Here is a 25,254-nt window from a genome sequence, read left to right as displayed (position 1 = left end):
ATCCGTAATCCATAGTAAGTTATGGATTTTATGGCGAGGCGTTCATGACCCGATCAGAAAAAGGCTCTATCGAAAAGTACTTTCGCAAGAACGCCCCGGACGACATTCGAAAGACCATCGAGGGCGCGAAAAAGGACGACATTCTGAACCCGACTTACCCCTATTCTGAACGGATGAAGGGAAAGGACTACAATCGACAGATGGAGTCCCTGCAGATCGAATTGGTCAAGATGCAATCCTGGGTCAAAGAGACCGGACAGCGCGTTGCCATCATTTTCGAAGGCCGCGACGCGGCAGGCAAAGGCGGAACGATTAAACGCTTTCGCGAGAACCTGAACCCACGCGGTGCCAGAAATGTGGCGCTCAGCAAACCGTCGGATGCCGAACGCAGTCAGTGGTATTTTCAACGCTATGTCTCCCACTTGCCGTCTGCCGGGGAAATCGTGTTTTTTGACCGCAGCTGGTACAATCGCGGTGTTGTCGAGAACGTTTTTGGCTTTTGCACACCGGAGCAGCGCGAAAGATTTTTTCGCCAGGTCCTTCCACTTGAAACAGGATTCGTGAACGACGGTATTCATCTGTTCAAGTTCTGGCTGAATGTCGGGCGTGCGGAACAGTTGAACAGGTTTCTCGCGCGTGAAACCGACCCCCTGAAACAATGGAAACTCAGCCCGATTGATGTGGCGGGATTGCATAAATGGGACGAATACACCCTATCGATATCCGAAACTCTGACCCGGTCTCATTCAGAGCACTGCCCCTGGACCATAGTCCGTTCGGATGACAAAAAACGCGCGCGTCTGGCGGCGATACGGACAGTGTTGAATGCGGTGAATTATGACGAAAAAGACGTCGAAACCGTTGGCACACCGGACCCGGACATCTGTGGTGGTCCGGACATCTGGGACGCGTAAAAGCTTGTCAGTCATCAGTTGGACGCGGAATAAGGGTTAGGCTATGTGTCGACCCCTGAGCAAAAAAAACCAAAGGCGACTAGGGCCGGAATGACAAAGCGCGGTTATCATCACGGAAACCTCAAACAGGCGCTGATCGAGGCGGCGTTGTCCCTGATCGAGGTAAAAGGCCCGACTGGATTTACTTTGTCCGAGGCTGCCAAGACTGCAGGTGTGACACCTGCCGCCGTTTATCGCCATTACGAAGGCCGCGAGGATTTGATCGCCGAAGCCGCCCGACAGGGGTTCGAAATGTTCGCGGACCTGATGCAATTTGCCTACGACAAGGGCCAGCCTTCAGCTCTGGCCGCGTTCGAGGCCACTGGCCGCGCCTATCTGGCCTTTGCTCGCAAACATCCCGGGCACTATATTGCAATGTTCGAAAGCGGAATTTCGGTGAACCGGACACCCGAATTGGCTGTCGCCGCGAACCGGGCCAAAAGTGTATTGGAAAAGGCTGCTGCCGATCTTTCACAACATATCCCACCAGAAAAACGACCACCTGCCGCGATGTTCAGTGCCCATATCTGGGCCATGAGCCACGGCGTTGTAGAGCTTTACGCCCGCAACACAGGCGCTACGTCGCCCTTCCCGCCAGAGGAATTGCTGGAGTCCGGAATCGGCATCTATCTCAGAGGGTTGGGTCTATTGCCTCAGGACGACTGAGAATTCCTCAGAACATCCGGGTCTTCTGCGGCATGCTCAGCCGAGATGTAACGTTGATCAGATCCATACTCCCCATCCCCTTGATATCCACCGGTCCAAGATCAGTGATCTGGAACTCATCAATCAGGGCGTATTTCATCTCTTCCGGGGCAACAATGTGCATCGGGTTGGCAAAAACCTGAAGACGCGACGCGATGTTTACCGCAGGACCGAAAACGTCATAGACATACTTTTGTATGCCCACGACTGATCCGACCGCCGCCCCCGTTCCAAGCCCGATCCTGGCCCTCCATTTATGAGGATGGCTTTCGTTGCGCCGCTCCAGATACCGCAGGAAACGCACGGCGCAATGGGCGACTGCCGTAGCGTGATCGGGCGTTTCATCCGGCATACCGGAAACGGCCAGGTAAGCATCGCCTATCGTTTTGATCCGCTCGCAGCCGAATTGTTCTACGATACGGTCAAACGCCGTGAAAATGTCATTCAATTCGCTCAGCGTAACAGTCGGGTCGGTCTTGGCTGCGAAGTCGGTAAAGTCGACAAAATCCAGCATGACCACCGACACCTGATCATAGAGCTGTGGCGTTACCACGCCGAATGTTTTGAATTCTTCGTACACGGCGCGCGGCATCAGATTCAGCAACAGACGCTCAACCCGCTCTTTCTCACGTTCCAACTCGCGCGTGTTACGTTCGACCATGGTTGAATAGCTGTCGATCATGCTCTCCAACTCACGGATACGCGTGATGTTCTGGCATTCGACGACCAAAAGCTGTTCATCAGACCCTTTGGCGAGCGAGACAGCGGTTGCGAAGATCAACGTGCGGCGTTTGGGCTTGATCTGCAATTCTGCGGAATACCGAAGACCCGACTGCTTCACGTCCTCCAACTCATTTACGTCAAGCCCCGGCAGCATATCCAACAAGGTCTGCCCGGGTTCCGGTGTTCCAAACCATTCGGCAAACGGACCATTATGAAACACAAATGTCATATCCGAAGCCCGCAGGACGGCCACACCGACCCCGATAGCGCGAAGCAGATGTTCGTTGATCGCATGAATGTTCATGCGGCAGTCCGAGCTACGATTATTGAGCGTTTCGACTCAATCGCATCCATAACAACTGCGATGTCCGCATCTGACATTCCATGCTGGATCAGAGCTTCTGTAAGCAGGACCCCCAACTCATCGAAATCCGCGTGCGTGATGTTCAGGTGGCGATGCACAGCTTCAATCCGGTCGTCGCTGAACGACGCCGGGCCGCCGACAAGCGAAGAAATGAATTTGGTCTGGTGATCGATCAGGCGCGGCATATCGATATCGTCGAAATGATCGCCGATCTGATCGGAATCCAATGCCAAATCATAGAATGACATCACGATGCGGCTGATGGTTTTGAACCCGCCGTACTTCTCGTAAATAGTCTGACTCACAACAAAAAACCAAGGATAGTTGGCGTTAACACTGCAACAGTATATCAAATTGACAGTTTTGTTAACTTTTATACGCAGTTATGACAGCAAACAGTGTCGTCACCTCGTCTGTTGCGCATAACGCCATAGAATGTTGTCTGCCCGGACCCCTGAATCCTGCCGGCTGTCGCACAACTGATTGTCCAAAGAAAACCGGGGTTAACCCGATCGTGTTCTAGGTTCGTTATTACTTCTCTGACGGATCGCTTTCGGCGTAATCCCGAAGGCTAACGACGTCAGAGATCACGGCGTGGTTTCGGTTGATCTTTACGCCGACTGATTTCAAACGCGAGAATGCTCGGCTCAGGCTTTCCGGTTTCATGCCCAGACGCCCCGCTATCAGCATTTTGTCGTAAGGCAGTTCAACATCACATCCACCGGACTCGATCTCGCAAAGGCCCAACAGAAATTCTGCCACCCGCTGCGCCCCGGTCTGCGCTTTGAGTTGCTCCAGCTGAGCAACAAGCGAATGCAGATGCGTAAAGGTCGATGCCAGGATTGAAACACCGATTTCGGGATCTTCACGCATTAGCGACAGCAATACCGGACTAGGGATATGCATAATTTCACACGGAGAAACGGCTTCGGCCGACACCGGATAAGGAACATTTCGCAGCGCGACAGCCTCGCCAAAGCTTTCGCCTTTGGTAAAGACGCTGACAACGGCTTCGGCGCCCGTCGGAGACATGCGAAATAGCTTGACCCAGCCTGCCAGCACAACGTGAACAGCTTTGGCCTCTTCCTCTTGAAGAAAGATTGTTTCGCCACGATCGTATTGCCGCCAGATCGCATGGCCAAGCAGCGTATCGACATGCTGCTCGGGCAAGCTCTTGAGCAATAATGACTGCCGCGCGATCGCTTTTTGGATTTCATGCGCCACGAAGCGTCCCCTTTTTCCCTGGCCATTCTTCTGACCGGTACATCTATTCTATTCTGGCTATGCCAAACCCGACACCGCTGCACCAGCCTTTTCCTGCCATAAACTTGACAATTGTCATGTCGCGCGCACCATCCGGGGCTTAATCTCCCCCCAAAGCCAGTATTCCGGGGAGCAAGCAAGATGGACTACGAGCGATATTTCACCCAAAGCCTGGATGCATTGCGGGACGAGGGAAATTACCGTGTATTCATCGACCTGCAACGCCGTTGCGGTGCGTTTCCGAACGCGCGTCAGACCGATGGGCCAGTGCAGCGCGACGTTCGAATTTGGTGTTCCAACGACTATCTGGGCATGGGCCAGCATCCTTCGGTGATCGAAGCGATGCACGATGCGCTGGATCGCTGCGGAGCAGGTGCAGGCGGAACACGAAATATTTCAGGCACGACTCATAATCACGTGTTGCTAGAATCGGAACTGGCCGATCTGCACGGGAAAGAGGCCGCGCTGCTGTTCACTTCCGGATATGTGTCAAACTGGGCCGCGTTGGGGACGCTGGCATCGAAAATCCCCGGTCTGATCGTATTCTCTGATGCGCTGAACCATGCTTCGATGATCGAAGGCATCCGCCACTCACGGGCGCAGAAGGTAATTTGGAAGCATAATGATCTAGCGGACCTTGAAGCGAAACTGGCCGCTGCTGATCCCGATGCACCTAAAATGGTCGCGTTCGAATCGGTCTATTCCATGGATGGAGACATCGCGCCAATCAAGGATATCTGCGATCTGGCCGACAAGTACGGCGCTATGACTTATCTGGACGAGGTTCACGCCGTTGGCCTTTACGGTCCTCGCGGAGGCGGTATCGCCGAGCGCGAAGGTCTGATGGACCGATTGACAGTGATCGAAGGTACTTTGGGCAAAGCTTTCGGTGTCGTTGGCGGCTATATCGCCGCATCCGCTGCGCTTTGCGATTTCGTGCGCAGCTTTGCCAGCGGATTTATCTTCACGACCGCCCTTCCCCCGGCAATCGCCGCAGGTGCGGCAGCGTCAATCCGGCACTTGAAACAGTCGACCGAAGAACGCGATCTGCAAAAAGCACGCGTGGCTCAGGTCCGCGCCCGGTTGGACGCAGAAGGCATCCCGCATCTGCCCAACCCCAGCCACATCATCCCGGTGATGGTGGGCGATCCAGTGAAATGCAAATTCATCTCGGACACGCTGCTGGAAGAGTTCGGCATTTACATCCAACCGATCAACTACCCCACCGTACCCAAGGGTACCGAGCGTTTGCGGATCACGCCTTCACCCGTGCACACGGATGAGGATATCGATCATCTGGTTGGGGCTCTGTCGGCCCTCTGGCAACGGTGTCAGATCGCACGGATGCCAATGGCCGCCCAATAACCAAAGCGTCCCTTCGCTTGGAAAACTGCCGCTCAACTGAGCGGCATTTTTTTTGTCAGATCAGATAAAGACCAAAGATCACAGCTGCGAAGCCGCTCAACACCATCGTGAAACCGCGCAGCCATGCCGGGCTGTGGGATAGATCGAGATAGTGCGCAAGGATAATGCGCGCCTTGATCATCGCAAGCAGCAGGATGCCCCCTCCCACGATTGAATCTGGCGCGGGCCACATGGTCAGCACTGCGGATGCAACACTCAGCCCCAGCAGCCCGAGCCAGGCGCGTGTAAGCAGATCCCGGCGCCATAGGCGGGCGACAATGGGAGAGGACGAAGACGTAGGCATGTCCGTCATCCCAGCAAATAAATCACGGGAAACAACATGATCCAGACCAGATCGACCATATGCCAGAACTGTGCTCCGGCTTCGATATTGCGGGGGTCGTCACGCCAGGCGACCAGCAGCAGGATGCAGACACCTGCCAGAACGTGGGCCGCATGAAAACCCGTGAGCAGATAGTAGAACAGAAAGAACGGGTGAGTCTCATAGCCGATCCCCTGCCCTGCCTTGCCCGCGTACTCCGCTCCTTTAATGATCAGGAAGACCACCCCCAGAAGCGCCGCGCCAATCAAGGCAAAACGAGCAATCCGACGGCGCGCAGCATGCCTCCAGGCAAGTGCCTTGGCCGCAAGAAAACCGGAAGTCACCAACACGGCGGTGTTTAGCGCCGCGCCGGTGCGATACAAATGCGACTGCGCCTCAGCAAAACCTGCCGGGTCGGTCAGGCGCACACCCATGAAAGCAATAAGACCTGCCCCGAAAACCAGCAGCTCGCTGATGATCAAAACCCACATCAGCAACTCACCGGGTAGTTCGTCGATCAGCGTGGCATCACTCATGCTCCGACCAGTTGCCGGTAAATCTGCGGCAGCGCCATGGTCAGACGATGCGGGTCGGGGATGACGGCAAAACCTCCCTGCCCGAACATACGCGAAAACCAGCTTTTGCCAGTTTTGTCGATAGTGACACCAAAGACTGACTGTCCCGCGCGCCGCGCTTCGCGGACGGCCATGCAGGTGTCTTCGATGCCGTGGCGGCCCTCATAGTGGTCCAGATCGTTGGGTTTCCCGTCGGTGATCACCAACAGCAGGCGGCGCTTGCGCGATTGGGCTGCCAACTCGGCCGAACAATGGCGGATAGCAGCGCCCAGCCGGGTGTAATGCCCGGGCCGCAACGAGGCGATGCGCTGTTCGACCAACGCCCCCATCGGCTCATCAAACCGTTTGCAGCGCTGCACATAGACACGCTGGCGCTTCAACGAGCTGAAGGCGTGGATCGCGAAATCGTCACCGCAGGCATTCAGACCCCAGGCCAAAGCGGCCAGCGCCTCGCGTTCGATGTCGATCACGGCGCGGCCTGTGACAGCGCTCTCGGTCGAGCGGCTGATATCCAGCAGAATCGAGACCGCCAGATCGCGCGCCTCGGGGCGGGATTGCAGCCAGATGCGCTCATTGCTTACACCGCTGGCATGGCGGTCAGTTTCGGCACGCACGGCGGCCTCGATATCCAGCTGATCTCCGTCAAGATGGCCTCGGGTCATCACTCGGCCCGGGCGCAGCGCTTCAAACTGGCGTTTTACGGCGCGAATCCGGCGCGCAGTTGCGGGGTCTTTTCCGAATTCAGCGGCATCCTCGCGAATTTCGGCATCCGAAGTCAGGACGTTGACGTGGTCGGGCAGATAAGCACCAGTGCGCACATCCCATTCGGGATAGAGGATGCGGCCTGAAAGACGTTCGCGGTTCACATCTTCGGGCGCGAGATCCAAGTGCAGTTTCAATCGAGTTGGCGGTGCCTTGGAGATTTGACCCAGGCCGATTTCGTCCTGATCATCAGCCGCCTTTTTCGCATTATCTGGGTCGTCGTCGTCAATTCGGCGATTGAGATTCAGGAACTCGGCCCAGCTGAGGATCGCTTCAAATTTGTGCAGGATCAGGCTGTCGTTTCTCTCAGCCTGGTCGGACTTGCGGCGGCGCGCGCGGTGTGTCTTTTCGCCGGATTCCTCAGGCGGACCATCGGTATCGCGGCTTTCAACTTCGGTGTGCTCCGAAAACGAAACGGCGCGTAGTTCAGGCCATAGTGGAATCGGACGGTAGTGCTGATAGCCACGTGGCGCTACAAGATCATCGTCCAGCTTTTGAAGCTGCTCTGCCCTTGGAGAGAGCGGCGCGGAGTCGCCCAACATGTTGCGAAGCAGCTCTTCAACAGCTGCCTCAACCGGCGGCAGGTTCGAAATGTCGCGTTGATATAGCAGGCCTTTGCAAAGTTCGGTGTAAAGCGGGCGCAGGCCGGGGGCATCGTCTAGTGTAGCTGCGACCATCGCTTGTGCCGCAGTTAGGGCGCGCAAGTCGGCACGCAGCGGGTCGTCTTCGTCGATCCGCGTTCCGGCATGGGCAGCGGCGGCAGCAAGCCAGACGTATAGTGCGCCGTTCGCCTCTCGTGCGGGGAAAACTGCCAGCCTGTCGGGCAGGCGTAATACTTCACCGTCGAACGAGGCACGCGGAAGCTGTTCCACTTCGGTCGCCAAACGACGCCTCCAGCTCAGACGGTGGTGCGAAACTTCGGGTGAGACCGGGCGCAACTCGACGCCCGGACTACCCCCAAGCCCTCGGAAGAGGACTGCCAACCGCCCTGCGACCTCAGAGAGGTCGACCGCGGCTCCAACATGCACCTCAGGTGCATCAAGGCGGCTGGCAAGGGTGTGCCACAGTTTCCCGATCGTTTCTTCGGGTTCCCATGGCTCAAAATCGATCTTGACCATCAGCCGGCCTCACCCAAAGACAGCCGTGACAAGATCGAGGAGCCCGCGTTTGATGTCCTCATCATCAGTCAGAGGTTCGATCATAGCGGCAAGGATGGCGCGGTCGGTCGACATGCCCTGTGCGATCAACGTCGCGGCATAGACGACCAGGCGGGTGGAGACGCCTTCCTCTAGATCCTGACCCTTGAGCCCGCGCAGCTTGCCCGCCAGACGAACCAGCGGTTTGCAACGCTCCAGCGCCAGTCCGCTTTCTTCGGCTACGACTTTTGCCTCCATCTCGGGCGATGGGAAGTCGAATTCCATCGAGATGAAACGCTGCCGGGTCGAGGGTTTCAGGGTTTTCAGAATATTCTGGTAACCAGGGTTGTACGAGGCAACCAGCATGAAGCCGGGTGCGGCCTCAAGCTCTTCGCCGGTACGGTCGATCGGCAAGATACGCCGGTCATCGGTCAAAGGGTGCAGCACGACGGTAACGTCCTTGCGTGCCTCGACAACTTCATCGAGATAACAGATCGCGCCTTCTCTTACGGCGCGGGTCAGCGGACCGTCGACCCAGACGGTTTCGCCGCCCTTCAACAGGTAGCGCCCGATCAGATCGGCGGCAGCCAGATCGTCATGGCAGGCCACAGTGTAAAGTGGGCGACCCAGTTTTGCGGCCATGTGGGCCACGAAGCGGGTCTTGCCGCAGCCGGTCGGACCTTTCAGAAGAACCGGCAGGTTGTTTGAGCTGGCGGCTGTGAACACATCACATTCATCGCCCTGAGGGAGGTAGAAGGGGGCGTCAGCCGCCCCCATTCCCAGTTTCATGGAGCCATCCATATCCATCACTCCGCAGGTGTTTCGGCTGCACCGGGTTCGATGATCTCTTTACGAGGAACCCAGATCGAGTAGATGAACAGCAGAGCACCGATAACCACAACCAGACCAGAGCCAAAGCGCATCCAGTAGAAGATTGCGATCTGATCCTGCACATCCATGAAGTAGTCACCTACGACACGCTGCATGTGCGTCTGCACGGTTCCGGCAAAGGTCAGCACGAAGGTCATGAAGACCATACCACCGGTCATCAGCCAGAACGATACCATGTTCAGAACCTGATTATAAGGATCGCGGTTCTTCAGGATCGGCATTGCGTAGCTGAAGATCGCCAGGTTGAGGCAAACATAGGCACCGTAGAAGGCCAGGTGACCGTGAGCGGCAGTGATCTGCGTACCGTGAGTGTAGTAGTTCACACCGTGCAGCGTGTGCAGGAAGCCCCAGACACCCGCGCCAAAGAAGGCCAGCGTCGCACAACCCAGCGACCACAGCAGTGCGGCCTTGTTGGGGTGATCACGACGGCCCTTCCAGACCATGACGAAGGCAAAGGCCATCATCGCGAAGAACGGGATCACTTCGAGGCTGGAGAAGATCGAACCGATCCACTGCCAGTAACCCGGTGTACCGATCCAGTAGTAGTGGTGGCCGGTGCCGAGGATGCCCGAAAACAGCGCGGCGGCAACGATGACATAGAGCCATTTCTCGACGATCTCGCGGTCAACGCCTGTCAGCTTGAGCATCAGGTAGGCCAGGATCGAGGCCATGATCAGTTCCCACACACCTTCGACCCACAGGTGAACAACGTACCACCAGTATTGTTTGTCCAAGGACAGGTTGCCCGGGTTGTAGAAGGCAAACAGGAACAGCAGTGCCAGACCCCAGAGGCCCAGAAGCAGGATGTTGCTGATTGCAGTCTTTTTACCCTTCAGAACTGTCATCGAGACGTTGTAAAGGAAGATCAGCGCGGCAACTACGATGCCTGCCTTGACCCATTTGGGTTGTTCAAGGAACTCGCGCCCCTCTTTACCCAGCAGCCAGTTACCTTCGAACAGGTTAAAGGTGTAGGTAAGCACCGCGCCCAGCGTACCGACCACAAGGATCAGCAGTTGCAGATAGGCCAGCTTGGTCGAGTGGATCTCACGCTCGGTTTCTTCCGGGATCAGGAAGTACGCCGCGCCGAAGAAGCCCAGGATTAGCCAGACGATCAGAGCGTTGGTATGCAGCATCCGCACAATGTTGAACGGCAGCAGCTCACTCAGAAAGTTAGGCGATACATAAATCCAGCCAGCCAGCAAACCGCCGGTTACCTGGATCGCGAACAGGGCCATTGCCACGGCAAAATAGGCATAGGCCACTTTTTGGGATTCGTATTTCATTTCTCCGTTCCCTTCTCAGCCCGCTTCATTCGGCGGCCAGCCCTGAGCGTCGATATTGTCCGTCCAGATCAGGAAGTTGGCCAGATCACGGATCTCTTCGTCGCTTAGGTTGAAATTGGGCATCTGCCGACGACCGGGAATGCCGGTAGGCTGCGCCTCCATCCAGCCCTTGAGGGATTCAAAGGCTGATTCCGGATCGTCCAGGACACCCCAGCGGGTCATCACGTTGGCAACCTCAGGGGCGAAATAAGCACCTTCGCCCATGATCGAGTGACAGTTAATGCAGGCGTGTTTTTCCCAGACGTGTTTGCCGCGTACCACGCTTTCATCCAGTTTCGCCGAATTCTCAGAATTGACGATGTACCAGTGGGAATGGGCCGATAAGGCCAAAAAGATGAGAATGAAGAACAGTGACCCGCCATAAAAAATATTGCGGGCCATGCTCTTTGTCATGACTTCTCGCATCGCGCTCTCCTTTGCGCCGATTAGCTAGTTTTGTCACAATGGCGGTCCGGCCATGGTGTCGCCTTAACGAAAGTCAAGACCATGAGCTTGAATTCACGTAACCTGCGATGAATACAGGAATTCAGAACCCAAGCGTGGAGAGACGATCCTTTTCAATTTGCCCGGCATGACGGCTGGGAAAAGGGAAGTAGTAATTGTTTATTAACACAAATTCGTCAAAATGCCGCATTGCTGCCTTGATAATCATCACTCCTAGCAGCAATGTTCAGCCCGGCAATTCTTACGGTTCTAAAAAAACATCCAACGCATGTAAGCCGTCGACTGCGTTTAGGATGCGCTGACGTATAGGGCAGGTTAAATGGCAAATTATTCTTACATCGGCTATTCACCCGATGTCATAACGGTCGATTTCAATTTCGGCCCCGACTTTATTACACTTGATGCCTCCTATGATCCGGATACCGATCGGCGCATATTTGATGTCACGGATGACGCCGGGGGCCTTATTCTTGACGGCGGATCGGGAACGCCCGATACCGGAACCGTTTTCAATGGCGACAGATACAACGACGAAAATGGCGACGACTCGACACAGACAGGGGTTGTTACCAGCATAGATGGATCGCTGACGCCGATTACCGGCGATATCTATCTGGAAGAATCTTATCTGCTCACAAAACCCGGCGGAGGTACGATCGACGTGTTTCGCGTTGAGGTCGAAGGCGAACCGGTGGGGTACATTACGTCAGAGCCTCTGGTTCCGGGCGTCACATACACGTTCCAGGTCTCTAATGTTACACCGACGAACGCTCCGGACACTACTGACCCGGACGTCATTGTTGATGTGCCTTGTTTTGTTGCCGGAACTATGATCCGCACCCCCGGCGGGGAAAAGCTCATCGAAACGCTGTCGGCGGGCGATGAAATCATAACTCTGGACCGCGGAACGCAACGCATCAGATGGATCGGCGCGCGGACACTGGACCTCGCGGACCTGACGGCGAAACCCAGATTGTTGCCAATTCGGATAGAGGCCGGTGCGTTGGGCTGTGGCCTGCCCCGGCGCGATTTGCTGGTTTCACCGCAGCACCGGATGCTGGTGCGATCAACCATCGCGATACGTATGTTTGACACCAGCGAGATCCTGGTGCCTGCGCACACTCTGGTCGGCACTCCCGGTATCAGCATCGATGAATCGGTGAAAACGGTCGAATATTACCACATGCTATTCGAACGGCATGAGATTGTCTTTGCCGAGGGCGCTCCGTCGGAAAGCCTGTTCACTGGCACCGAGGCACTCAAAACAGTGCCGCCAGCAGCGCGTGCAGAGATGCTAGAACTGTTCCCGTTTCTGGGAACTCCAGGGTATGCCCCTGCTTCCGCGCGTCCAATACCGGCGAAAGGCAGGCAGGTTCGTAATTTGGTTCAGCGTCACATCAAGAACAGTCGCTCTCTGATCGAACACCTGTGATAGGTTTCGCGGGTGTGGCGCTATGCGTTCCTTGTACGCGGTCCTGTCAGCGCTGGCCACATGGCAATCAAATACAAGGCGATGGCACTGACCCAAAGCCCGTCCGCGACCAGCATAGCGGTCATATAACTGTCACTTAGCCCGGTCCCCAGCCATCTTACGATCGCAGCCACAGCCATTAGTCCGTAGGCCACTGTCATGGTCGGCGGCGCGACCAGCGCGCGCCCCGAGTGCCCAAGCGCGGCACGGCTCATCACAGCAAGGGTCATGCCACCGACACAGCCGATTCCCAGAACATGCAGGGCGGCGATTTCCTTACCATAGCCCAGCACAGCCAGCCCCCACAGGATCAATCCCAGCGCCAGCATCCCCAAGCCAAGGTGCAGGGCGATCAGGATCGGCTGCCGGATAGCCCAGCCTGACCTCCAACCTGCCAAACGCAACACCTGAATAACGCCCAGAGTCAGTGCCAGCACACCGGCGACAGGTCCGATACCCAATGCCAAAACGGTTAGCGGCACCAATAGCGCAACCACCATGCCAGCTTTTTCCAGCGCGGGAATCGAGGCCGGCCAGGCAGATTCAGGTTCTCCAGCTCGTTTCATTGCATTTCGGGTAAAGGCCGGTGTGATCCGCCCACCGAGAATTGCGATCATCGAACACAACGTTAACAAACCTGCGCGCAGACCGGACTGAAGCGTATTGTCCGTCACCCCGATCCATTCCAAATGAGTCAACAGGTTGGCGACCCAGATATAGGACAAGAGCAACAGAAAAATCATGTTTTGTGGCTTGGGCCTGCGGATCAGCTGAGACGCGATCTTCGCTGCAAGTATTGGCACGAAGGCCAAATCGACCACTGCAACCAGCACTGGTGACAAAGCACCCGAAAACCACAGGGCGAGCCGGCCCGCCAACCAAATTCCGGCCGCCAGAGTGACAAAGCGCGCGCGTGCGTCAGGCGTGCCAGTCCAATTTGGGACAGCGGTCAGGAAGAATCCGCCTAGGGCGGCAGTGGCATATCCGAAGATCATCTCGTGTGCGTGCCACATGGGTGGCGACATGGAATAGGTCGGATCTTCGTAGGGAATCGCTCCTGTCTGCGTAACCAACCATAATCCCCAGGCCCCGCCCGCAAACAGGCCGTACAGACCTGCAAACAGAAAAAACACCCGGAATCCTTCGCCCAACACACGTGCGATCATTGCCGACATGCCTGCTCTCCTTGGCCGCAATGCTGTTTTACCAAGGTCTAGACGCGGCAAGCCCTTCCCCCCTTAACAAAAATCAAGGGCGCGCAGTTAATATGAACAGAAAACACAACTTTTACGGTGTCTCTTTTTAACAAAATCCCTGCTCGCCTGCCGGTTTACGGACCTCTCGTTGACTTTGGTCAAGGATGACATCTCCGTGATGTCTCAATCTCAGCCCTGCCTCACCACGCAAATGGAGAGTGATCATGTCACTTGGAATCAGCTACAACAAAACCGGCCGCGCCTTTGGGGTCGGTTTGGCAATGTTGCTGGGCAGCGTCGCTGCGCCAGCATTTGCCCAAGAGCCAACATTGAGCGACGAAGCATTTGAATCGTCCAAACAGCTCTACTTTGAACAATGCGCAGGTTGCCACGGCGTTCTGCGTAAAGGCGCCACCGGTAAGAACCTTGAACCGCACTGGAAGAAAACCGCAGCGGACGGCACCGTGACCGAAGGCGGCACCCTTGCACTCGGGCAGGAACGCCTTGAGAAGATCATCGCCTGGGGTACCGAAGGCGGTATGAACAACTTCTCGGACATCATGACCGAGCAGGAAATCAAGGATATGGCGACATACATCATGATGGAGGCCCCCAAGCCGCCAGAGATGTCGCTGGAGCAGATGAAAGAGACCCGAAAGGTCTACGTCGAAGAAGCCGACTACCCGACCGAGCCGCTGCATGGCCGCAATTGGGAAAACTTCTTTGTCGTCATCGAGCGTGACGTAGGTAAAGTGGCTGTTATCGACGGCGACACCAAAGAAGTGCTGACGCACATCCCGACCGGTTACGCTGTGCACGTTCTGAAAGCATCCGAGCACCACTCGATCACCGAGCCGGAGCATCCGGGCCGCTTCTGGTACACCATGGGCCGCGACGGCAAGATGACCAAGATCGACCTCTGGCAGAAGCCCGAGAACATGTTGGTTTCCGAAGTCAAGATTGCCTATGACGCGCGCGACGTTGCCGTTTCCGGCGACGGCAAATACGTCATCGGCGGTGGTTACTGGCCGCCGCACTTTGCAATCGTAGATGCCCAGACCATGGAACCGGTCAAGGTCGTTTCGACCCGCGGTACCAACGTGGACGGCGAGTATGTGGAAGAGGCCCGTGTGGCCGCTATCTACACCACGCCGAACGAACCCACCTGGATCGTTGCCGTGAAAGAACTGGGTCAGCTGTGGCAGGTCGACTATACCGACCTCGACAACCTGCGGATCGACAAGATCAACTCGGCCAAGTTCCTGCATGACGGGTTCTTCGACCCGACAGGCCGTTACTTCCAGATCGCCGCGAACGCGTCGAACAAGATGGTCGTCGTTGACACCGAGACCCACAAGCTGGAAGCGATGATCGACACCGCAGCCCTGCCGCACCCGGGACCGGGCGCCAACTGGGTCGACCCGAACTGTGGTCCGGTAGCTGGTACAACCCACCTTGGCGTTGGTACCGTGACTGTCTGGGGCAACGACCCCGAAGGTCATCCGGATCAGGCCTGGAAAACCTGCTACGAAGTGGAAACAGACGGCCCCGGCCTGTTTGTCCGTACCCACCCGAATTCGGATTACATCTGGGCTGACCAGACCAAACATCCGGAGCCGGAAATTCAGCAGTCGGTTCAGGTCATCTCGAAAGAGACCGGCGAGATCGTGAAAACGATCCAGATCACCGAAGACGAAGGCAGCGCCGCTGTTCACTTCGAATTCAACGCTGACGGTACCGAGGTCTGGGTTTCCAAATGGAACCTGTCGGACTCGAAAGAACCCAACGGTCAGATCGTGATCTTCGACGCCAAGACGCTGGAAGAAATCGGCCGCATCGAAGGGCTCTATGCTCCGACCGGCAAGTTCAACGTCTACAACCGTTCGAACCACGTCACCTGACGGTTTCAGAACCAACACCGGAAAGGGCGGGCCCCTCGCCCGCCCTTTCCCCGTTTGACCAAACAGCCAAACTCACCGGCCTGCCACCCAGGGCCAGACAAGACAGCCAAAACGGAGCCCGGATATGACTTCCGAACCGGAAAAGAAAAAACCGATCTGGCGCCGGTATTTCCTGTGGGGAATGCCTGTGGCAGGTATCGCGGCGGCCTTTGTCGCCGGTATCGTCTTCTGGGGCGGTTTCAACACCGCCATGGAAGCGACCAACACCAAAGATTTCTGTATCTCGTGCCACGAGATGCGCGATTTCGTCTACGAGGAATACACTGGTACGATCCACGACGTGAACCGTTCGGGCGTCGGCGCGGTCTGTTCCGATTGTCACGTGCCCAAGGACTGGACCCACAAGATGATCCGCAAGATCAAGGCGTCCAAAGAGCTGTATGGCAAGATGGTCGGCACCATCAATACCCGCGAAAAGTTCGAGGCCAAGCGTGTGCATCTGGCGATGAACGAATGGGAACGGATGAAGAAAACCGACTCGCGCGAGTGCCGCAACTGTCACGATTTTGAATCGATGATGCCCGAGTTCCAGAAACCACGCGCGCGTCAGCAGCACTTGAACGCGATGGAGATCGGCCAGACCTGTATCGACTGTCACAAGGGTATCGCGCACTCGGACGCCCGCGACCGGGCCGACGAAGAGTATCTGGAAGAGTTGGAAGCGCCGAATCCGGCCTTCATCCGCCCGATCCCGCCAGAGTACATGGCCAGCCTTGCAAAGATCGAAGCCAAGGAAGCTGCCGAGGCTGAGGCTGAAAAAGCGGCCAAGCAGGCGCAGAACGAGGCTGTTCAGGCCCAGATCGCAGCCGCTGTTGATGCAGCTGTCGCTGAAGAACGCGCCAACGCAAGCGGAGAAGAAGCCGCAGCCCCCGCAGGCGGTGGCAGCGATGTCGGTGGCAACATTGACTGGAACGCCGTGGCAAGCGCAGATATGAAACTGTTCTACCCCGGTCAGGCTTCGTTTGAATGGGTGCAGAACGGCAAGTTCCACGGTGGCGCACGACCGCTAACCAAGGGCGGCGATCAGTGCTCGACCTGTCACGCCAAGGAACTGGATGCGATCGGCAACAAGATTGTTGCAGGTGGTGATCTGGAACCGACTCCGATCCCAGGCAAGCGCGGTGTGATCGACGCAACAGTGCAGGCAGCCCACGACGACGAAAACCTGTACATCCGCATGCAATGGCCGGATGCGGGTCACAACCCTGCCCCGTTTGTTGATGGCGGCAAGATGGACCCTGACAACCAGATCAAGGTCGCCATGATGATCACCGGTACCGGTATCGAGATGGGCGATCAGGTGGGTTGCTGGGCCTCGTGCCATGCCGACAACACCTATATGCCCTTCGCGCCCGAAGCCGACGCGATTGCCGCCAATGGGGATGTCGCAGGCCGTATGAGCGCACAGGACACGGTGACCAAGTACATCAGCGAAAGCCGCACGGATGTCGAAGTCAAAGGCCGCCGTGGCAAAGCTCTGGGTGGTTGGGACAAGCTGGAAGCGGAAGCTCAGATCGAGCAATACCTGGCCGACGGCACATATCTTGACCTGATGCGCGTTTATGCTGACGGTAGTGCCTCCAACGGTTATCTGCTGGAACAGCGCGTGGTCAATGACGGTGAAATCTCCGCCTCGGCCAACCTGTCGGGTGGCATGTGGACTGTCGTCTTCTCGCGGCCACTGAATTCCGGTGCGCCCGGGGATGTGCCGCTGGAGCCCGGTCAGACCTACACGGTCGGCTTCGCCATCCACGACGACTTTGCCGCCGCGCGCTTCCACCACGTGACGTTGAATACCAGCATGGCGCTGGATGACGACGCAGCCAATATCAACGTGGTAAAACAATAACGGATTGGGGCCGGGTGAACCGGCCCCTGCCCTTTTTCAGAAAGGAGACACGGACAATGAAGACCCACCGCCTTCTTCCTGCACTTCTGCTGTTGGCCTCACCGGCGTTTGCGGCAGATGAAGACACCGCTGCAATCTGTGCCGAAGCTGAAGAAAACTATGTCGAGATATTCGGCCAGCCGTCCGAGGCTGTTGAGGACGCCGAAGTAGTGCTGATGTACAAATACAATTTTTGCCCGGGGGAACTGACCGTTAAAGCAGGCACAACAGTTCGCTGGGTCAATGTAGACAAACGCACCAGCCACAGCGTGCTGCTGAAAGACGGCAGCGAACCTGAAAGCGACCGACTTTTCCCCGAGGAAACAGTGGAACTGACGTTCCTCACACCGGGCCAGCAGGACTACCTCTGCGGACCGCATTGGGAGACACAGAACATGATCGGAATGATCACCGTCGAACCCTGAGCCGAGGCAGAATTACAGGCAGAAAAAAGGAGCGCGGGCGCAATTCCCGCGCTCCTTAACTTATGTCAAGGAGGTTGGTTTGCGATTGCGCCAATCTGCCCCCATGACACGCCCGGTTCACCTAGCAACGTCCCGATTTCCCACCGGATTATCGCGAGGATGTTGCCTGAATACCCGGGTTCCGAAGACATTCAGAACAAGCGAGTTTGCACATGAGCGGTAAGGTTTTTCTGATCGGTGCCGGTCCGGGCGATCCAGAGCTGATGACCCTGCGAGCCAAACGGATGCTGCAAGAGGCCGATGTGGTGGTCTATGACCGCCTGGTCTCGGACGACATTCTTGCCATGCACGCCGAAGGCGCGCGGCTGATCCCGGTCGGCAAGGCTCCAAAGTGCCACACTGTTCCGCAAGAGCAGATCAATGAAATCCTGCGGGAAGAAGCAACGAATGGTCATATCGTGGCCCGACTCAAGGGTGGCGACCCGATGATCTTTGGTCGCGGTTCGGAAGAAGCCGCCTATCTGATGGCTCACGGCGTCCCGGTCGAATACGCCCCCGGTATCACCGCAGCACAAGGCGCGTCCTGCTCGACCGGTGTACCCCTGACGCATCGCGGTCTTGCGACCTCGGTTCAGTATGTCACCGGCCACCGCCAGGCGGACAAGGTTCTGGATCTGGATTGGAAGCGTTTGGCTGATCCCGACACGACTTTGGTTGTCTATATGGGTGTCGCCAATATCGGCCAGATCGCCGTTGGTCTGATGACCGAGAATCTGCCCGGATCAACCCCTGTTCTGGCCGTTGGCAAGGCCACCACTCGGGACGAACGCCGCCTCGTCTCTCGTCTGGATCAGCTTGCGTCAGATGTGCGCACTGCCGAACTGAAAGCCCCGACGCTGTTTATCATCGGTAAGGTGGTATCGCTTTACGCCGAAAAGCCTTTGACCGATCTGTTGGAGCAGGCACATGGCTAGCGTCGTCAATATGAACAACGGACGCTCGGGCTGGACTGCGCGCGCAGTTCTTTCAACGGCCGTGTTCGTGGCCACGTCGGCTCTTGCCGCCGACGTGCTTGACCCAAACGCGCTGAAACGACTGGTCCATCAGGACTGCGGCTCGTGCCACGGACTGTCGCTGAAAGGTGGCCTTGGCCCTGATCTGCGGTCCGAAACCCTACAGCATTATGACTCCGACGTACTGACCGGGGTCATCCTCGACGGCATTCCCGACACCGCTATGCCCCCTTGGCGGCCCCTGATCAGCGAAGAAGAGGCCGAATGGATAGCCCGTTACCTTCTGGAACCGGAGGCACAATGAAACATCTCGTCCTTGGCCTTGTGGCCACACTTATGATGACAGCGGCACAAGCCGAACCCACCGCCACCGGGGATCTCGGGCTGGTAATCGAACGCGCCAAAGGTTCGGTTCTGCTGGTGGATCAATCCGACCGCGCCGCATTGGCGCGAATCGAAGGTCTGGGTGACCTGTCCCATGCTTCGCTCGTGTATTCGCCCGACGAACGCTTTGCCTATGTATTCGGGCGCGATGGCGGTTTGACAAAAGTGGACATCGTCAGCCGGCAGATAGCGAACCGCGTCGTGCAAGCGGGCAATGCCATTGGCGGTGCCATTTCGGATGACGGCAAGCTGGTGGCCGTTTCAAACTATGAACCCGGCGGCGTACGCGTTTTCGACGCCGATACACTTGAGATGGTCGCCGACATCCCCACCGACAGTAAAACCATTGGTCTGGTAGACGCGCCGGGCCGCCGGTTCGTGTTCACCATGTGGGACACAGGCGAAACCTGGATTGCCGACTTTTCTCAGGGCACGCCTGAGATCACAAAGATCACCGATATGGGTAAAAACCCATACGACGCGCTGATCACCTCCAACGGCCGCACCTATATCACCGGTCTGTTTGGCGAGGACGGTCTGACCGCGCTCGACCTGTGGTCAGAAAATCCCGAACCAATTCGAGTACTACCCAACTACGGGCGCGGGCAAGAAGAGATGCCCGTCTACAAAATGCCTCATCTGGAAGGCTGGGCACTGACAGGCAGCGAGTTTGTCCTCCCCGCCGTCGGCCACCACGAAGTTCTCTGGGTTAACGCAGAAACACTGACGGAAACCGGACGAACCAAGACTCACGGCCAGCCGGTCTTTGCCATGGCGCGTCCCGACGGACGGCAGGTTTGGGTGAACTTTGCTCATCCACTGAACGACACAATCCAGGTGATCGATAGCGTCAGCAAGGAAATCATCCACGAGTTCAAACCCGGCCCCGCCGTTCTGCACATGGAATTCACACCGCGCGGTCACGAGGTCTGGATCAGTGTGCGCGATGCCAACAAAGTCATGGTCTACGACACGCAAACATTTGAAAAATTGCGCGAAATCGAAGCAGACAGCCCATCCGGTATCTTCTTCACTGCCCGCGCGCACAGAACGGGACTTTGAACCCATGTGCCATATCACAGACCCGATAGATCGCAGTTTGCTGGACGATTTCCAACGGGATTTTCCCATCGTTGAACACCCGTTTCAGGTTCTGGCCAACAAACTGAACCTCAGCGAAGACGAAGTGGTCGACCGGTTGGCCCGAATGCGGGCGGCGGGGCGGATCACCCGTGTCGGTGCCACTATCGCGCCCGGGGCCGTTTCGGCCAGCACTTTGGCTGCCGTCGCCGCGCCTGAGGAGCGCATTGAGGAGTTTGCAGCCCTGATCGATTCCGAACCGGGTGTGAACCACAATTACCAGCGCGAGGATGACTGGAACCTCTGGTTCGTGGCCACGGGTCCGGATCGGGCACATGTGGATGACACGCTTGCCCGGATTGCCGAACGAACTGGCCTGCGTGTGCTCGACTTGCGACTTGTGCGCCCGTTCAACGTCGATCTGGGTTTCCGCATGTCCGGCGGTTCCCGGCGCGTCCCGACTGCGCGAAAAATCAATCGGTCCGTCATGCAAGGCGGAGATCGGGACCTGCTTCAGGCTCTGAGTTCCGGTTTGCCACTTGTGGCCGATCCTTACGCCGCGGTTGCCCGTTCACTGGGGCGCGATTCCGGGGAAATCATGGAACGCATTCGCGTGTTGCACGGTGCGGGCATCATCTCTCGTCTAGGGGTAATCGTTCGCCATCGCGCACTGGGGTGGTCCGCCAACGCTATGGTTGTCTGGGATTTGCCATCTGAACAGATCGACCAGGCCGGGCCCGCACTTTCTGCGCACCCTGGTGTTACCCTGTGCTACGAGCGCAGACCGGTTGAAGGCATTTGGCCTTATCGCCTCTATTCAATGATCCATGCCCGCTCCCGCCCTGAAGCGCGTGAAGTTCTGGCTGGTGCAGCAGCGCTACCGGAACTGGCAGGTGCGCAGCATAAAGTACTGTTCTCAACCCGCTGCTTCAAACAGACCGGTGCGTTGATCAAACCCAAGGAAGCCGTCGCATGACCCCTCTCGACACGATTGACAGGGCCATTCTGAACCGAATGCAGGATGACCTGCCTTTGACATCGCATCCCTACGCCAATGTAGCTGACGAACTAGGGATATCGGAAAGCGATCTGCTGGCCCGTCTGTCACGGATGAAAGAGGAGCGCGTGATAACCCGCTTTGGCCCGTTCTTCGACGCCGCCGCCATGGGCGGAGCGTTCTGCTTGTGTGCAATGGCTGTTCCTGCCGACGAATTCGAAACCGTCCTGACCAAAGTCAATGCACATGCCGAGGTCGCGCATAATTATGAGCGCACGCACCGGCTAAACATGTGGTTTGTGCTGGCCACCGAAACACCTACGGGGATCGAGGCCGCCGCCGATGCCATCGAACTGGAAACGGGAATCAAGGTTCTTCGCTTCCCCAAACTGCAAGAATTCTTTATCGGCTTCCGGGTGGCAGCATGATCGACACGACTGACAGACAGATCATCGAGACGCTTCAGGGCGGGTTACCCCTGGTCCCTGCACCTTATGCTCAGGTGGCGGAAGATCTTGGCATGGACGAAGACGTTCTTCTGACCCGTCTGGCTGCGCTAAAGACACGTGGCGTGATCCGCCGTATCGCTGCGGCCCCCAACCACTACAAACTGGGCATGACCTCGAACGGGATGACTGTGTGGGATGTTGATGACGAGCGCATTGCCGAATTGGGCGCGCTGATCGGCGCCCTGCCGTTTGTTACCCATTGCTATGAACGGCCACGCGCCCTGCCCGACTGGCCGTATAACCTGTTCGCCATGGTACATGGCGCTGACAAGGCGGAAGTTGAAGAAAAACGCAGCCAAATTACCGATATTCTGGGTGACGCCTGTCGAGCAAAAGACATCCTCTATTCCACACGCATCCTGAAAAAGACCGGGCTGCGCCTGAAAGCGAAAGGCTGAGACCATGTTCCGCCTGACCGAATACATGCACCAGCTCGTCAAACCGACCCCGGTGCGCAAACGCCGTCCCGGCCCAGTGAAACCCGTTGTGATCTGGAACCTGACACGGCGCTGCAACCTGAAATGCCGACATTGCTACACCGTCTCGGCGGATGTTGCGTTCCCAGGTGAGCTCAGTCATGAGCAAGCCATGGTAACCCTTGAGGATCTGGGCCATTTTCGCGTCCCGGCCCTGATCCTCTCGGGTGGGGAGCCGCTGGACCGATTCGATTTCTTCGACATTGCCAAGCGAGCACGCGAGCTTGTACCGATGCTGGCGCTGTCGACCAACGGCACGCGGATTCATGACGAGACAGCGGACATGATCGCCGATGTAGGCTTTAACTATGTCGGCATCTCGCTGGACGGGATCGGAGCTACCAATGACTGGTTCCGCGGTGTCGAGGGCGCCTTTGCCGATGCGTTGCGCGGGGTACGCGAATGCAAGAAACGCGGTATCAAAGTCGGTTTGCGTTTCTGCCTGACCGAAGGTACGCAACACCACCTGCCCGATCTGCTGCAACTCTGCGATGACGAGGGTGTGGACAAGTTCTACCTTTCTCACCTGGTCTATGCCGGACGTGGCGACAAGAACCGGGGCGAGGATGCCGAACATCTACGTACCCGCAAAGGCCTCGACCTTTTGCTGGAACGGGCTTGGGAAGCTGCCTCGGGTGGACGGCCACTGGACATCGTGACCGGCAACAACGATGCCGATGCGGGTTATTTTCTGAACTGGGTGCGCGCGCATTTCGATGCCGAGACCGAAGCTCATGTGCGAGATCATCTGGCCGCATGGGGTGGTAATTCCAGTGGTTTAGGTGTGGCAAACATCGATAATCTGGGCCGGGTTCACCCTGACACCTATTGGTCGGATTACACAGTCGGCAACGTCAAAACCCAAGCGTTTTCAGAACTCTGGACAAGCGATGACCAGATGTTGGCCATGCTTCGAACCCGACCACGCCCGCTCAAGGGGCGCTGTGGCGCGTGTCAATTAAAGGATGTCTGCGGCGGCAACACCCGTATCAGGGCCTTGCAACTGACGGGCGATCCCTGGGCCGAGGACCCGGCCTGCTACCTGTCAAATGAAGAAATCGGTGTAGACGGCGCGGGCGAACGCCTGCAGGTCACACCGTTCCGGGGGAAACGTCATGATCCGGCACATCAATTCTTTTAGAACACTCAAGGTTGGCACACTGTGCTCTTTGCTGCTGGCCGGAACCGCATGGGCGGACGCCCAATCCGATTACGCCGAGCATTGCGCGTCCTGCCACGGTGAAAACCGTCTCGGTGGTGTAGGCCCTGCCTTAATCCCCGAAACGCTGAAACGGATGCGTGGCCCACGTGTGGCCGCTGTGATCGCCGAAGGGCGCACCGCCACGCAGATGCCGGCGTTTTCGCATGAGCTAGACACGTTGCAGATCGAGGAACTGGCGGGCTGGTTGAAATCTCCGCTGGAAACCAACCCGGAATGGGGTGAGGCCGATATCATGGCAAGCCGCACACTGGATGAAGACTACATTGCGGTTGACGCCCCTGTTTGGGCCAGTGACCCGATGAACATCACTCTGGCTGTAGAAACCGGCGACCATCATGTCAGCGTATTGGACGGCGATACCTTCGAAGTCCTGGATCGTTTCGAGACCCCATTTGCCGTTCACGGTGGACCAAAGTTCAGTCCCGACGGGCGGTATGTCTTCATTATGTCTCGCGATGGCTGGGTGCAGAAGTATGACATCTGGGCGCTGAAACAGGTGGGCCGCGTGCGCGCGGGCCTCAATAGCCGCAACATCGCCATGTCCGGCGACGGCAAATGGGTGGCCGTGGCAAATTACCTGCCGAACAGCTTGACCCTACTGTCGACCGAGGACCTTTCTGTTGCACAGGTTATTGAGATCAAAAGTAAAAAGGGAAATCCCAGCCGCGTATCGGCCGTCTATCAGGCCCCACCGCGCGAGAGCTTTGTGCTGGCTTTGAAAGACGTCCCGGAGATCTGGGAGGTCTTCTACGGCGACAACCCACCTCAATCCGGGTTGGGTCACGATTTCCGCATCGAAGGCCAGTTCAAGAACCCCAACCCTTTCCCCGTACGCAAAATCACAACGCCCGACTATCTGGACGATTTCTTCTTTGACCAGAGCTATGAATACGTCATGGGCGCCTCGCGCGATGGCAAAGGCGGTCAGGTAATCGACTTGGTGATCGGTCAGAAAGTGGCTGATTTGGATCTGCCGGGGATGCCGCACTTGGGTTCGGGTATTACGTGGAAGCACAGCGACACCACAGTAATGGCCACGCCGCATCTGACCGACGGCACAGTCTCGGTGATTGACATGGAGACATGGGAGACGGTCAAGCGAATCAAGACCGAAGGCCCAGGTTTCTTTATGCGCAGCCATGAGAATTCGCCTTACGTCTGGGCCGATGTGTTCTTTGGCCCTAACAAGGACGCCATGCACGTGATCGACAAGCAAAGTCTTGAAATCGTAAAGACTCTGCGTCCGGCTCCCGGCAAAACTGTTGCCCACGTCGAATTTACCAAGGACGGCAGCTATGCGCTGGTGTCGATTTGGGAAGATGACGGCGCGGTGATCGTTTACGATGCGCAAACGCTGGAAGAAGTCCGCCGCCTGCCGATGCGCAAACCCTCAGGGAAATACAATGTCTGGAACAAGATCACATTCTCAGAAGGCACCAGCCACTGATGAAAAATGGCCGGTCTGGAAACTGGCCATTTTGCTCTATCCGGCCACGGCGTTGACCGTGGCCATCAACTTGTTTTTGGCAGGGTTGATCCTACACAGTGCGGGTTTCGGTGCGATTGGACCGGTACCTGCAATCCTGTGGTCGTTACCGCTGGGCATCCCTGCTTCCTGGCTTGCCGGACGTTGGGTGCGTGGCCTAATGGATGAAGCCGACGGATAGGTCCAAATTTTCTGAAACCTGACCTAAGTCAAGTATCCGTCAGAGAGAATCCCGTAGAACTCACGAAAGACTGCCGAGTT

Annotated in this window: 26 protein-coding genes; 16 read left to right on the top strand and 10 right to left on the bottom strand. The window is 57.0% G+C overall.

The features are described 5' to 3' along the window. Positions 1-44: 44 nt before the first annotated feature. The gene (ppk2, locus tag AC2TDA_RS10410) at positions 45-914 is read left to right on the top strand and encodes a polyphosphate kinase 2 (RefSeq protein WP_480879203.1); all 870 of its coding nucleotides are present in this window, start codon (positions 45-47) and stop codon (positions 912-914) included. A 90-nt stretch (positions 915-1,004) separates the two neighbouring features. After that, positions 1,005-1,619: a TetR/AcrR family transcriptional regulator gene (locus AC2TDA_RS10405; protein ID WP_480879201.1), complete on the top strand. Its 615-nt coding sequence runs from the start codon at positions 1,005-1,007 to the stop codon at positions 1,617-1,619. Positions 1,620-1,626: 7 nt separating this feature from the next. Here the strand turns inward: AC2TDA_RS10405 and AC2TDA_RS10400 are convergent, their stop codons facing one another. The 3 genes from AC2TDA_RS10400 to AC2TDA_RS10390 form a co-directional block, all read right to left on the bottom strand. After that, entirely contained in the window at positions 1,627-2,685 is a 1,059-nt protein-coding gene (locus AC2TDA_RS10400) for an adenylate/guanylate cyclase domain-containing protein (RefSeq protein WP_480845751.1), read from the bottom strand. Beyond that, the gene (locus AC2TDA_RS10395; RefSeq protein WP_480845753.1) at positions 2,682-3,050 is read right to left on the bottom strand and encodes a group I truncated hemoglobin; all 369 of its coding nucleotides are present in this window, start codon (positions 3,048-3,050) and stop codon (positions 2,682-2,684) included. Before AC2TDA_RS10395 ends, AC2TDA_RS10400 begins: the two co-directional genes overlap by 4 nt. Positions 3,051-3,276: 226 nt before the next feature. Further along, positions 3,277-3,969: a Crp/Fnr family transcriptional regulator gene (locus AC2TDA_RS10390; protein WP_480879200.1), complete on the bottom strand. Its 693-nt coding sequence runs from the start codon at positions 3,967-3,969 to the stop codon at positions 3,277-3,279. A gap of 180 nt (positions 3,970-4,149) precedes the next feature. Here AC2TDA_RS10390 and hemA point away from each other — a divergent pair, with 180 nt between their 5' ends. After that, entirely contained in the window at positions 4,150-5,373 is a 1,224-nt protein-coding gene (gene hemA, locus AC2TDA_RS10385; protein ID WP_480879199.1) for a 5-aminolevulinate synthase, read from the top strand. A 55-nt stretch (positions 5,374-5,428) separates the two neighbouring features. Here hemA and AC2TDA_RS10380 read toward each other — a convergent pair whose 3' ends face one another. Genes AC2TDA_RS10380 through AC2TDA_RS10355 form a run of 6 tightly spaced genes read right to left on the bottom strand, consistent with a single transcriptional unit; the run spans position 5,429 to position 10,846 of the window. Then, positions 5,429-5,716, bottom strand: coding sequence for a cytochrome C oxidase subunit IV family protein (locus AC2TDA_RS10380; protein ID WP_480845758.1), 288 nt, complete (start codon positions 5,714-5,716; stop codon positions 5,429-5,431). Positions 5,717-5,721: 5 nt separating this feature from the next. After that, positions 5,722-6,270, bottom strand: a complete 549-nt coding sequence (locus AC2TDA_RS10375; RefSeq protein WP_480879198.1) for a cytochrome c oxidase subunit 3 — start codon at positions 6,268-6,270, stop codon at positions 5,722-5,724. Then, a complete protein-coding gene (locus tag AC2TDA_RS10370; RefSeq protein WP_480879197.1) occupies positions 6,267-8,189 on the bottom strand; it encodes a nitric oxide reductase activation protein NorD in 1,923 nt (640 codons plus the stop codon). The genes AC2TDA_RS10375 and AC2TDA_RS10370 overlap by 4 nt, the downstream gene beginning before the upstream one ends. A 9-nt stretch (positions 8,190-8,198) precedes the next feature. Next, positions 8,199-9,008, bottom strand: a complete 810-nt coding sequence (locus AC2TDA_RS10365) for an AAA family ATPase (protein WP_480845761.1) — start codon at positions 9,006-9,008, stop codon at positions 8,199-8,201. 5 nt (positions 9,009-9,013) lie between these two features. Continuing rightward, positions 9,014-10,381, bottom strand: coding sequence for a cbb3-type cytochrome c oxidase subunit I (locus tag AC2TDA_RS10360; RefSeq protein WP_480845763.1), 1,368 nt, complete (start codon positions 10,379-10,381; stop codon positions 9,014-9,016). A 15-nt stretch (positions 10,382-10,396) separates the two neighbouring features. Continuing rightward, positions 10,397-10,846 carry a c-type cytochrome gene (locus AC2TDA_RS10355; RefSeq protein ID WP_480845765.1) on the bottom strand — a complete coding sequence of 150 codons (450 nt, stop codon included), beginning with the start codon at positions 10,844-10,846 and terminating at the stop codon, positions 10,397-10,399. A gap of 358 nt (positions 10,847-11,204) precedes the next feature. Between AC2TDA_RS10355 and AC2TDA_RS10350 the strand changes: the two genes are divergently transcribed. After that, positions 11,205-12,317, top strand: a complete 1,113-nt coding sequence (locus AC2TDA_RS10350; RefSeq protein ID WP_480879195.1) for a Hint domain-containing protein — start codon at positions 11,205-11,207, stop codon at positions 12,315-12,317. A gap of 20 nt (positions 12,318-12,337) precedes the next feature. Here the strand turns inward: AC2TDA_RS10350 and AC2TDA_RS10345 are convergent, their stop codons facing one another. Further along, the gene (locus AC2TDA_RS10345; protein WP_480879194.1) at positions 12,338-13,531 is read right to left on the bottom strand and encodes an NnrS family protein; all 1,194 of its coding nucleotides are present in this window, start codon (positions 13,529-13,531) and stop codon (positions 12,338-12,340) included. A gap of 245 nt (positions 13,532-13,776) precedes the next feature. Here AC2TDA_RS10345 and AC2TDA_RS10340 point away from each other — a divergent pair, with 245 nt between their 5' ends. The 12 genes from AC2TDA_RS10340 to AC2TDA_RS10285 all read left to right on the top strand — a co-directional run bounded on the left by AC2TDA_RS10340 (position 13,777) and on the right by AC2TDA_RS10285 (position 25,174). Further along, complete coding sequence (locus AC2TDA_RS10340; protein WP_480845770.1) at positions 13,777-15,453, top strand: cytochrome D1 domain-containing protein; 1,677 nt, start codon at positions 13,777-13,779, stop codon at positions 15,451-15,453. Between the two features lie 124 nt (positions 15,454-15,577). Further along, a complete protein-coding gene (locus AC2TDA_RS10335) occupies positions 15,578-17,362 on the top strand; it encodes a NapC/NirT family cytochrome c (protein ID WP_480845772.1) in 1,785 nt (594 codons plus the stop codon). Positions 17,363-17,418: 56 nt separating this feature from the next. Continuing rightward, positions 17,419-17,826 carry a cupredoxin domain-containing protein gene (locus AC2TDA_RS10330; RefSeq protein ID WP_480845773.1) on the top strand — a complete coding sequence of 136 codons (408 nt, stop codon included), beginning with the start codon at positions 17,419-17,421 and terminating at the stop codon, positions 17,824-17,826. Positions 17,827-18,038: 212 nt separating this feature from the next. Continuing rightward, complete coding sequence (cobA, locus tag AC2TDA_RS10325) at positions 18,039-18,800, top strand: uroporphyrinogen-III C-methyltransferase (RefSeq protein WP_480879193.1); 762 nt, start codon at positions 18,039-18,041, stop codon at positions 18,798-18,800. Next, complete coding sequence (locus tag AC2TDA_RS10320) at positions 18,793-19,143, top strand: c-type cytochrome (RefSeq protein WP_480879192.1); 351 nt, start codon at positions 18,793-18,795, stop codon at positions 19,141-19,143. The genes cobA and AC2TDA_RS10320 overlap by 8 nt, the downstream gene beginning before the upstream one ends. Continuing rightward, positions 19,140-20,285: a cytochrome D1 domain-containing protein gene (locus tag AC2TDA_RS10315; protein ID WP_480879190.1), complete on the top strand. Its 1,146-nt coding sequence runs from the start codon at positions 19,140-19,142 to the stop codon at positions 20,283-20,285. Before AC2TDA_RS10320 ends, AC2TDA_RS10315 begins: the two co-directional genes overlap by 4 nt. 4 nt (positions 20,286-20,289) lie before the next feature. Next, the gene (ahbB, locus tag AC2TDA_RS10310) at positions 20,290-21,279 is read left to right on the top strand and encodes a siroheme decarboxylase subunit beta (protein WP_480879189.1); all 990 of its coding nucleotides are present in this window, start codon (positions 20,290-20,292) and stop codon (positions 21,277-21,279) included. Continuing rightward, positions 21,276-21,728, top strand: a complete 453-nt coding sequence (locus tag AC2TDA_RS10305) for an Lrp/AsnC family transcriptional regulator (RefSeq protein ID WP_480879188.1) — start codon at positions 21,276-21,278, stop codon at positions 21,726-21,728. The genes ahbB (AC2TDA_RS10310) and AC2TDA_RS10305 overlap by 4 nt, the downstream gene beginning before the upstream one ends. Next, entirely contained in the window at positions 21,725-22,207 is a 483-nt protein-coding gene (gene ahbB, locus AC2TDA_RS10300; RefSeq protein ID WP_480845780.1) for a siroheme decarboxylase subunit beta, read from the top strand. Before AC2TDA_RS10305 ends, ahbB (AC2TDA_RS10300) begins: the two co-directional genes overlap by 4 nt. A 4-nt stretch (positions 22,208-22,211) precedes the next feature. Next, a complete protein-coding gene (gene nirJ / locus AC2TDA_RS10295; RefSeq protein WP_480879187.1) occupies positions 22,212-23,426 on the top strand; it encodes a heme d1 biosynthesis radical SAM protein NirJ in 1,215 nt (404 codons plus the stop codon). Next, positions 23,401-24,954 (top strand): cytochrome D1 domain-containing protein, encoded by a 1,554-nt coding sequence (locus AC2TDA_RS10290; protein ID WP_480845783.1) that lies wholly within the window; start codon positions 23,401-23,403, stop codon positions 24,952-24,954. Before nirJ ends, AC2TDA_RS10290 begins: the two co-directional genes overlap by 26 nt. Beyond that, positions 24,911-25,174: a hypothetical protein gene (locus tag AC2TDA_RS10285; RefSeq protein WP_480845784.1), complete on the top strand. Its 264-nt coding sequence runs from the start codon at positions 24,911-24,913 to the stop codon at positions 25,172-25,174. The genes AC2TDA_RS10290 and AC2TDA_RS10285 overlap by 44 nt, the downstream gene beginning before the upstream one ends. Positions 25,175-25,254 lie beyond the last annotated feature (80 nt).

This window comes from Ruegeria sp. HKCCD6426, from assembly GCF_057221115.1.
This window is presented reverse-complemented; position numbering and strand designations above follow the sequence as displayed.

Excerpts from the sequence above, each read along its gene's own strand:
- AC2TDA_RS10375 (WP_480879198.1), bottom strand. The coding sequence starts at position 6,270 with ATGAGTGATGCCACGCTGATCGACGAACTACCCGGTGAGTTGCTGATG.
- AC2TDA_RS10315 (WP_480879190.1), top strand. The coding sequence starts at position 19,140 with ATGAAACATCTCGTCCTTGGCCTTGTGGCCACACTTATGATGACAGCG.
- AC2TDA_RS10400 (WP_480845751.1), bottom strand. The coding sequence starts at position 2,685 with ATGAACATTCATGCGATCAACGAACATCTGCTTCGCGCTATCGGGGTC.
- AC2TDA_RS10335 (WP_480845772.1), top strand. The coding sequence starts at position 15,578 with ATGACTTCCGAACCGGAAAAGAAAAAACCGATCTGGCGCCGGTATTTC.
- AC2TDA_RS10290 (WP_480845783.1), top strand. The coding sequence starts at position 23,401 with ATGATCCGGCACATCAATTCTTTTAGAACACTCAAGGTTGGCACACTG.
- nirJ (WP_480879187.1), top strand. The coding sequence starts at position 22,212 with ATGTTCCGCCTGACCGAATACATGCACCAGCTCGTCAAACCGACCCCG.
- AC2TDA_RS10355 (WP_480845765.1), bottom strand. The coding sequence starts at position 10,846 with ATGCGAGAAGTCATGACAAAGAGCATGGCCCGCAATATTTTTTATGGC.
- ahbB (WP_480845780.1), top strand. The coding sequence starts at position 21,725 with ATGATCGACACGACTGACAGACAGATCATCGAGACGCTTCAGGGCGGG.
- AC2TDA_RS10350 (WP_480879195.1), top strand. The coding sequence starts at position 11,205 with ATGGCAAATTATTCTTACATCGGCTATTCACCCGATGTCATAACGGTC.
- AC2TDA_RS10365 (WP_480845761.1), bottom strand. The coding sequence starts at position 9,008 with ATGGATGGCTCCATGAAACTGGGAATGGGGGCGGCTGACGCCCCCTTC.
- AC2TDA_RS10330 (WP_480845773.1), top strand. The coding sequence starts at position 17,419 with ATGAAGACCCACCGCCTTCTTCCTGCACTTCTGCTGTTGGCCTCACCG.
- hemA (WP_480879199.1), top strand. The coding sequence starts at position 4,150 with ATGGACTACGAGCGATATTTCACCCAAAGCCTGGATGCATTGCGGGAC.
- cobA (WP_480879193.1), top strand. The coding sequence starts at position 18,039 with ATGAGCGGTAAGGTTTTTCTGATCGGTGCCGGTCCGGGCGATCCAGAG.
- AC2TDA_RS10345 (WP_480879194.1), bottom strand. The coding sequence starts at position 13,531 with ATGTCGGCAATGATCGCACGTGTGTTGGGCGAAGGATTCCGGGTGTTT.
- AC2TDA_RS10370 (WP_480879197.1), bottom strand. The coding sequence starts at position 8,189 with ATGGTCAAGATCGATTTTGAGCCATGGGAACCCGAAGAAACGATCGGG.
- AC2TDA_RS10405 (WP_480879201.1), top strand. The coding sequence starts at position 1,005 with ATGACAAAGCGCGGTTATCATCACGGAAACCTCAAACAGGCGCTGATC.
- AC2TDA_RS10320 (WP_480879192.1), top strand. The coding sequence starts at position 18,793 with ATGGCTAGCGTCGTCAATATGAACAACGGACGCTCGGGCTGGACTGCG.
- ppk2 (WP_480879203.1), top strand. The coding sequence starts at position 45 with ATGACCCGATCAGAAAAAGGCTCTATCGAAAAGTACTTTCGCAAGAAC.
- AC2TDA_RS10380 (WP_480845758.1), bottom strand. The coding sequence starts at position 5,716 with ATGCCTACGTCTTCGTCCTCTCCCATTGTCGCCCGCCTATGGCGCCGG.
- AC2TDA_RS10305 (WP_480879188.1), top strand. The coding sequence starts at position 21,276 with ATGACCCCTCTCGACACGATTGACAGGGCCATTCTGAACCGAATGCAG.
- AC2TDA_RS10285 (WP_480845784.1), top strand. The coding sequence starts at position 24,911 with ATGTCTGGAACAAGATCACATTCTCAGAAGGCACCAGCCACTGATGAA.
- ahbB (WP_480879189.1), top strand. The coding sequence starts at position 20,290 with ATGTGCCATATCACAGACCCGATAGATCGCAGTTTGCTGGACGATTTC.
- AC2TDA_RS10340 (WP_480845770.1), top strand. The coding sequence starts at position 13,777 with ATGTCACTTGGAATCAGCTACAACAAAACCGGCCGCGCCTTTGGGGTC.
- AC2TDA_RS10360 (WP_480845763.1), bottom strand. The coding sequence starts at position 10,381 with ATGAAATACGAATCCCAAAAAGTGGCCTATGCCTATTTTGCCGTGGCA.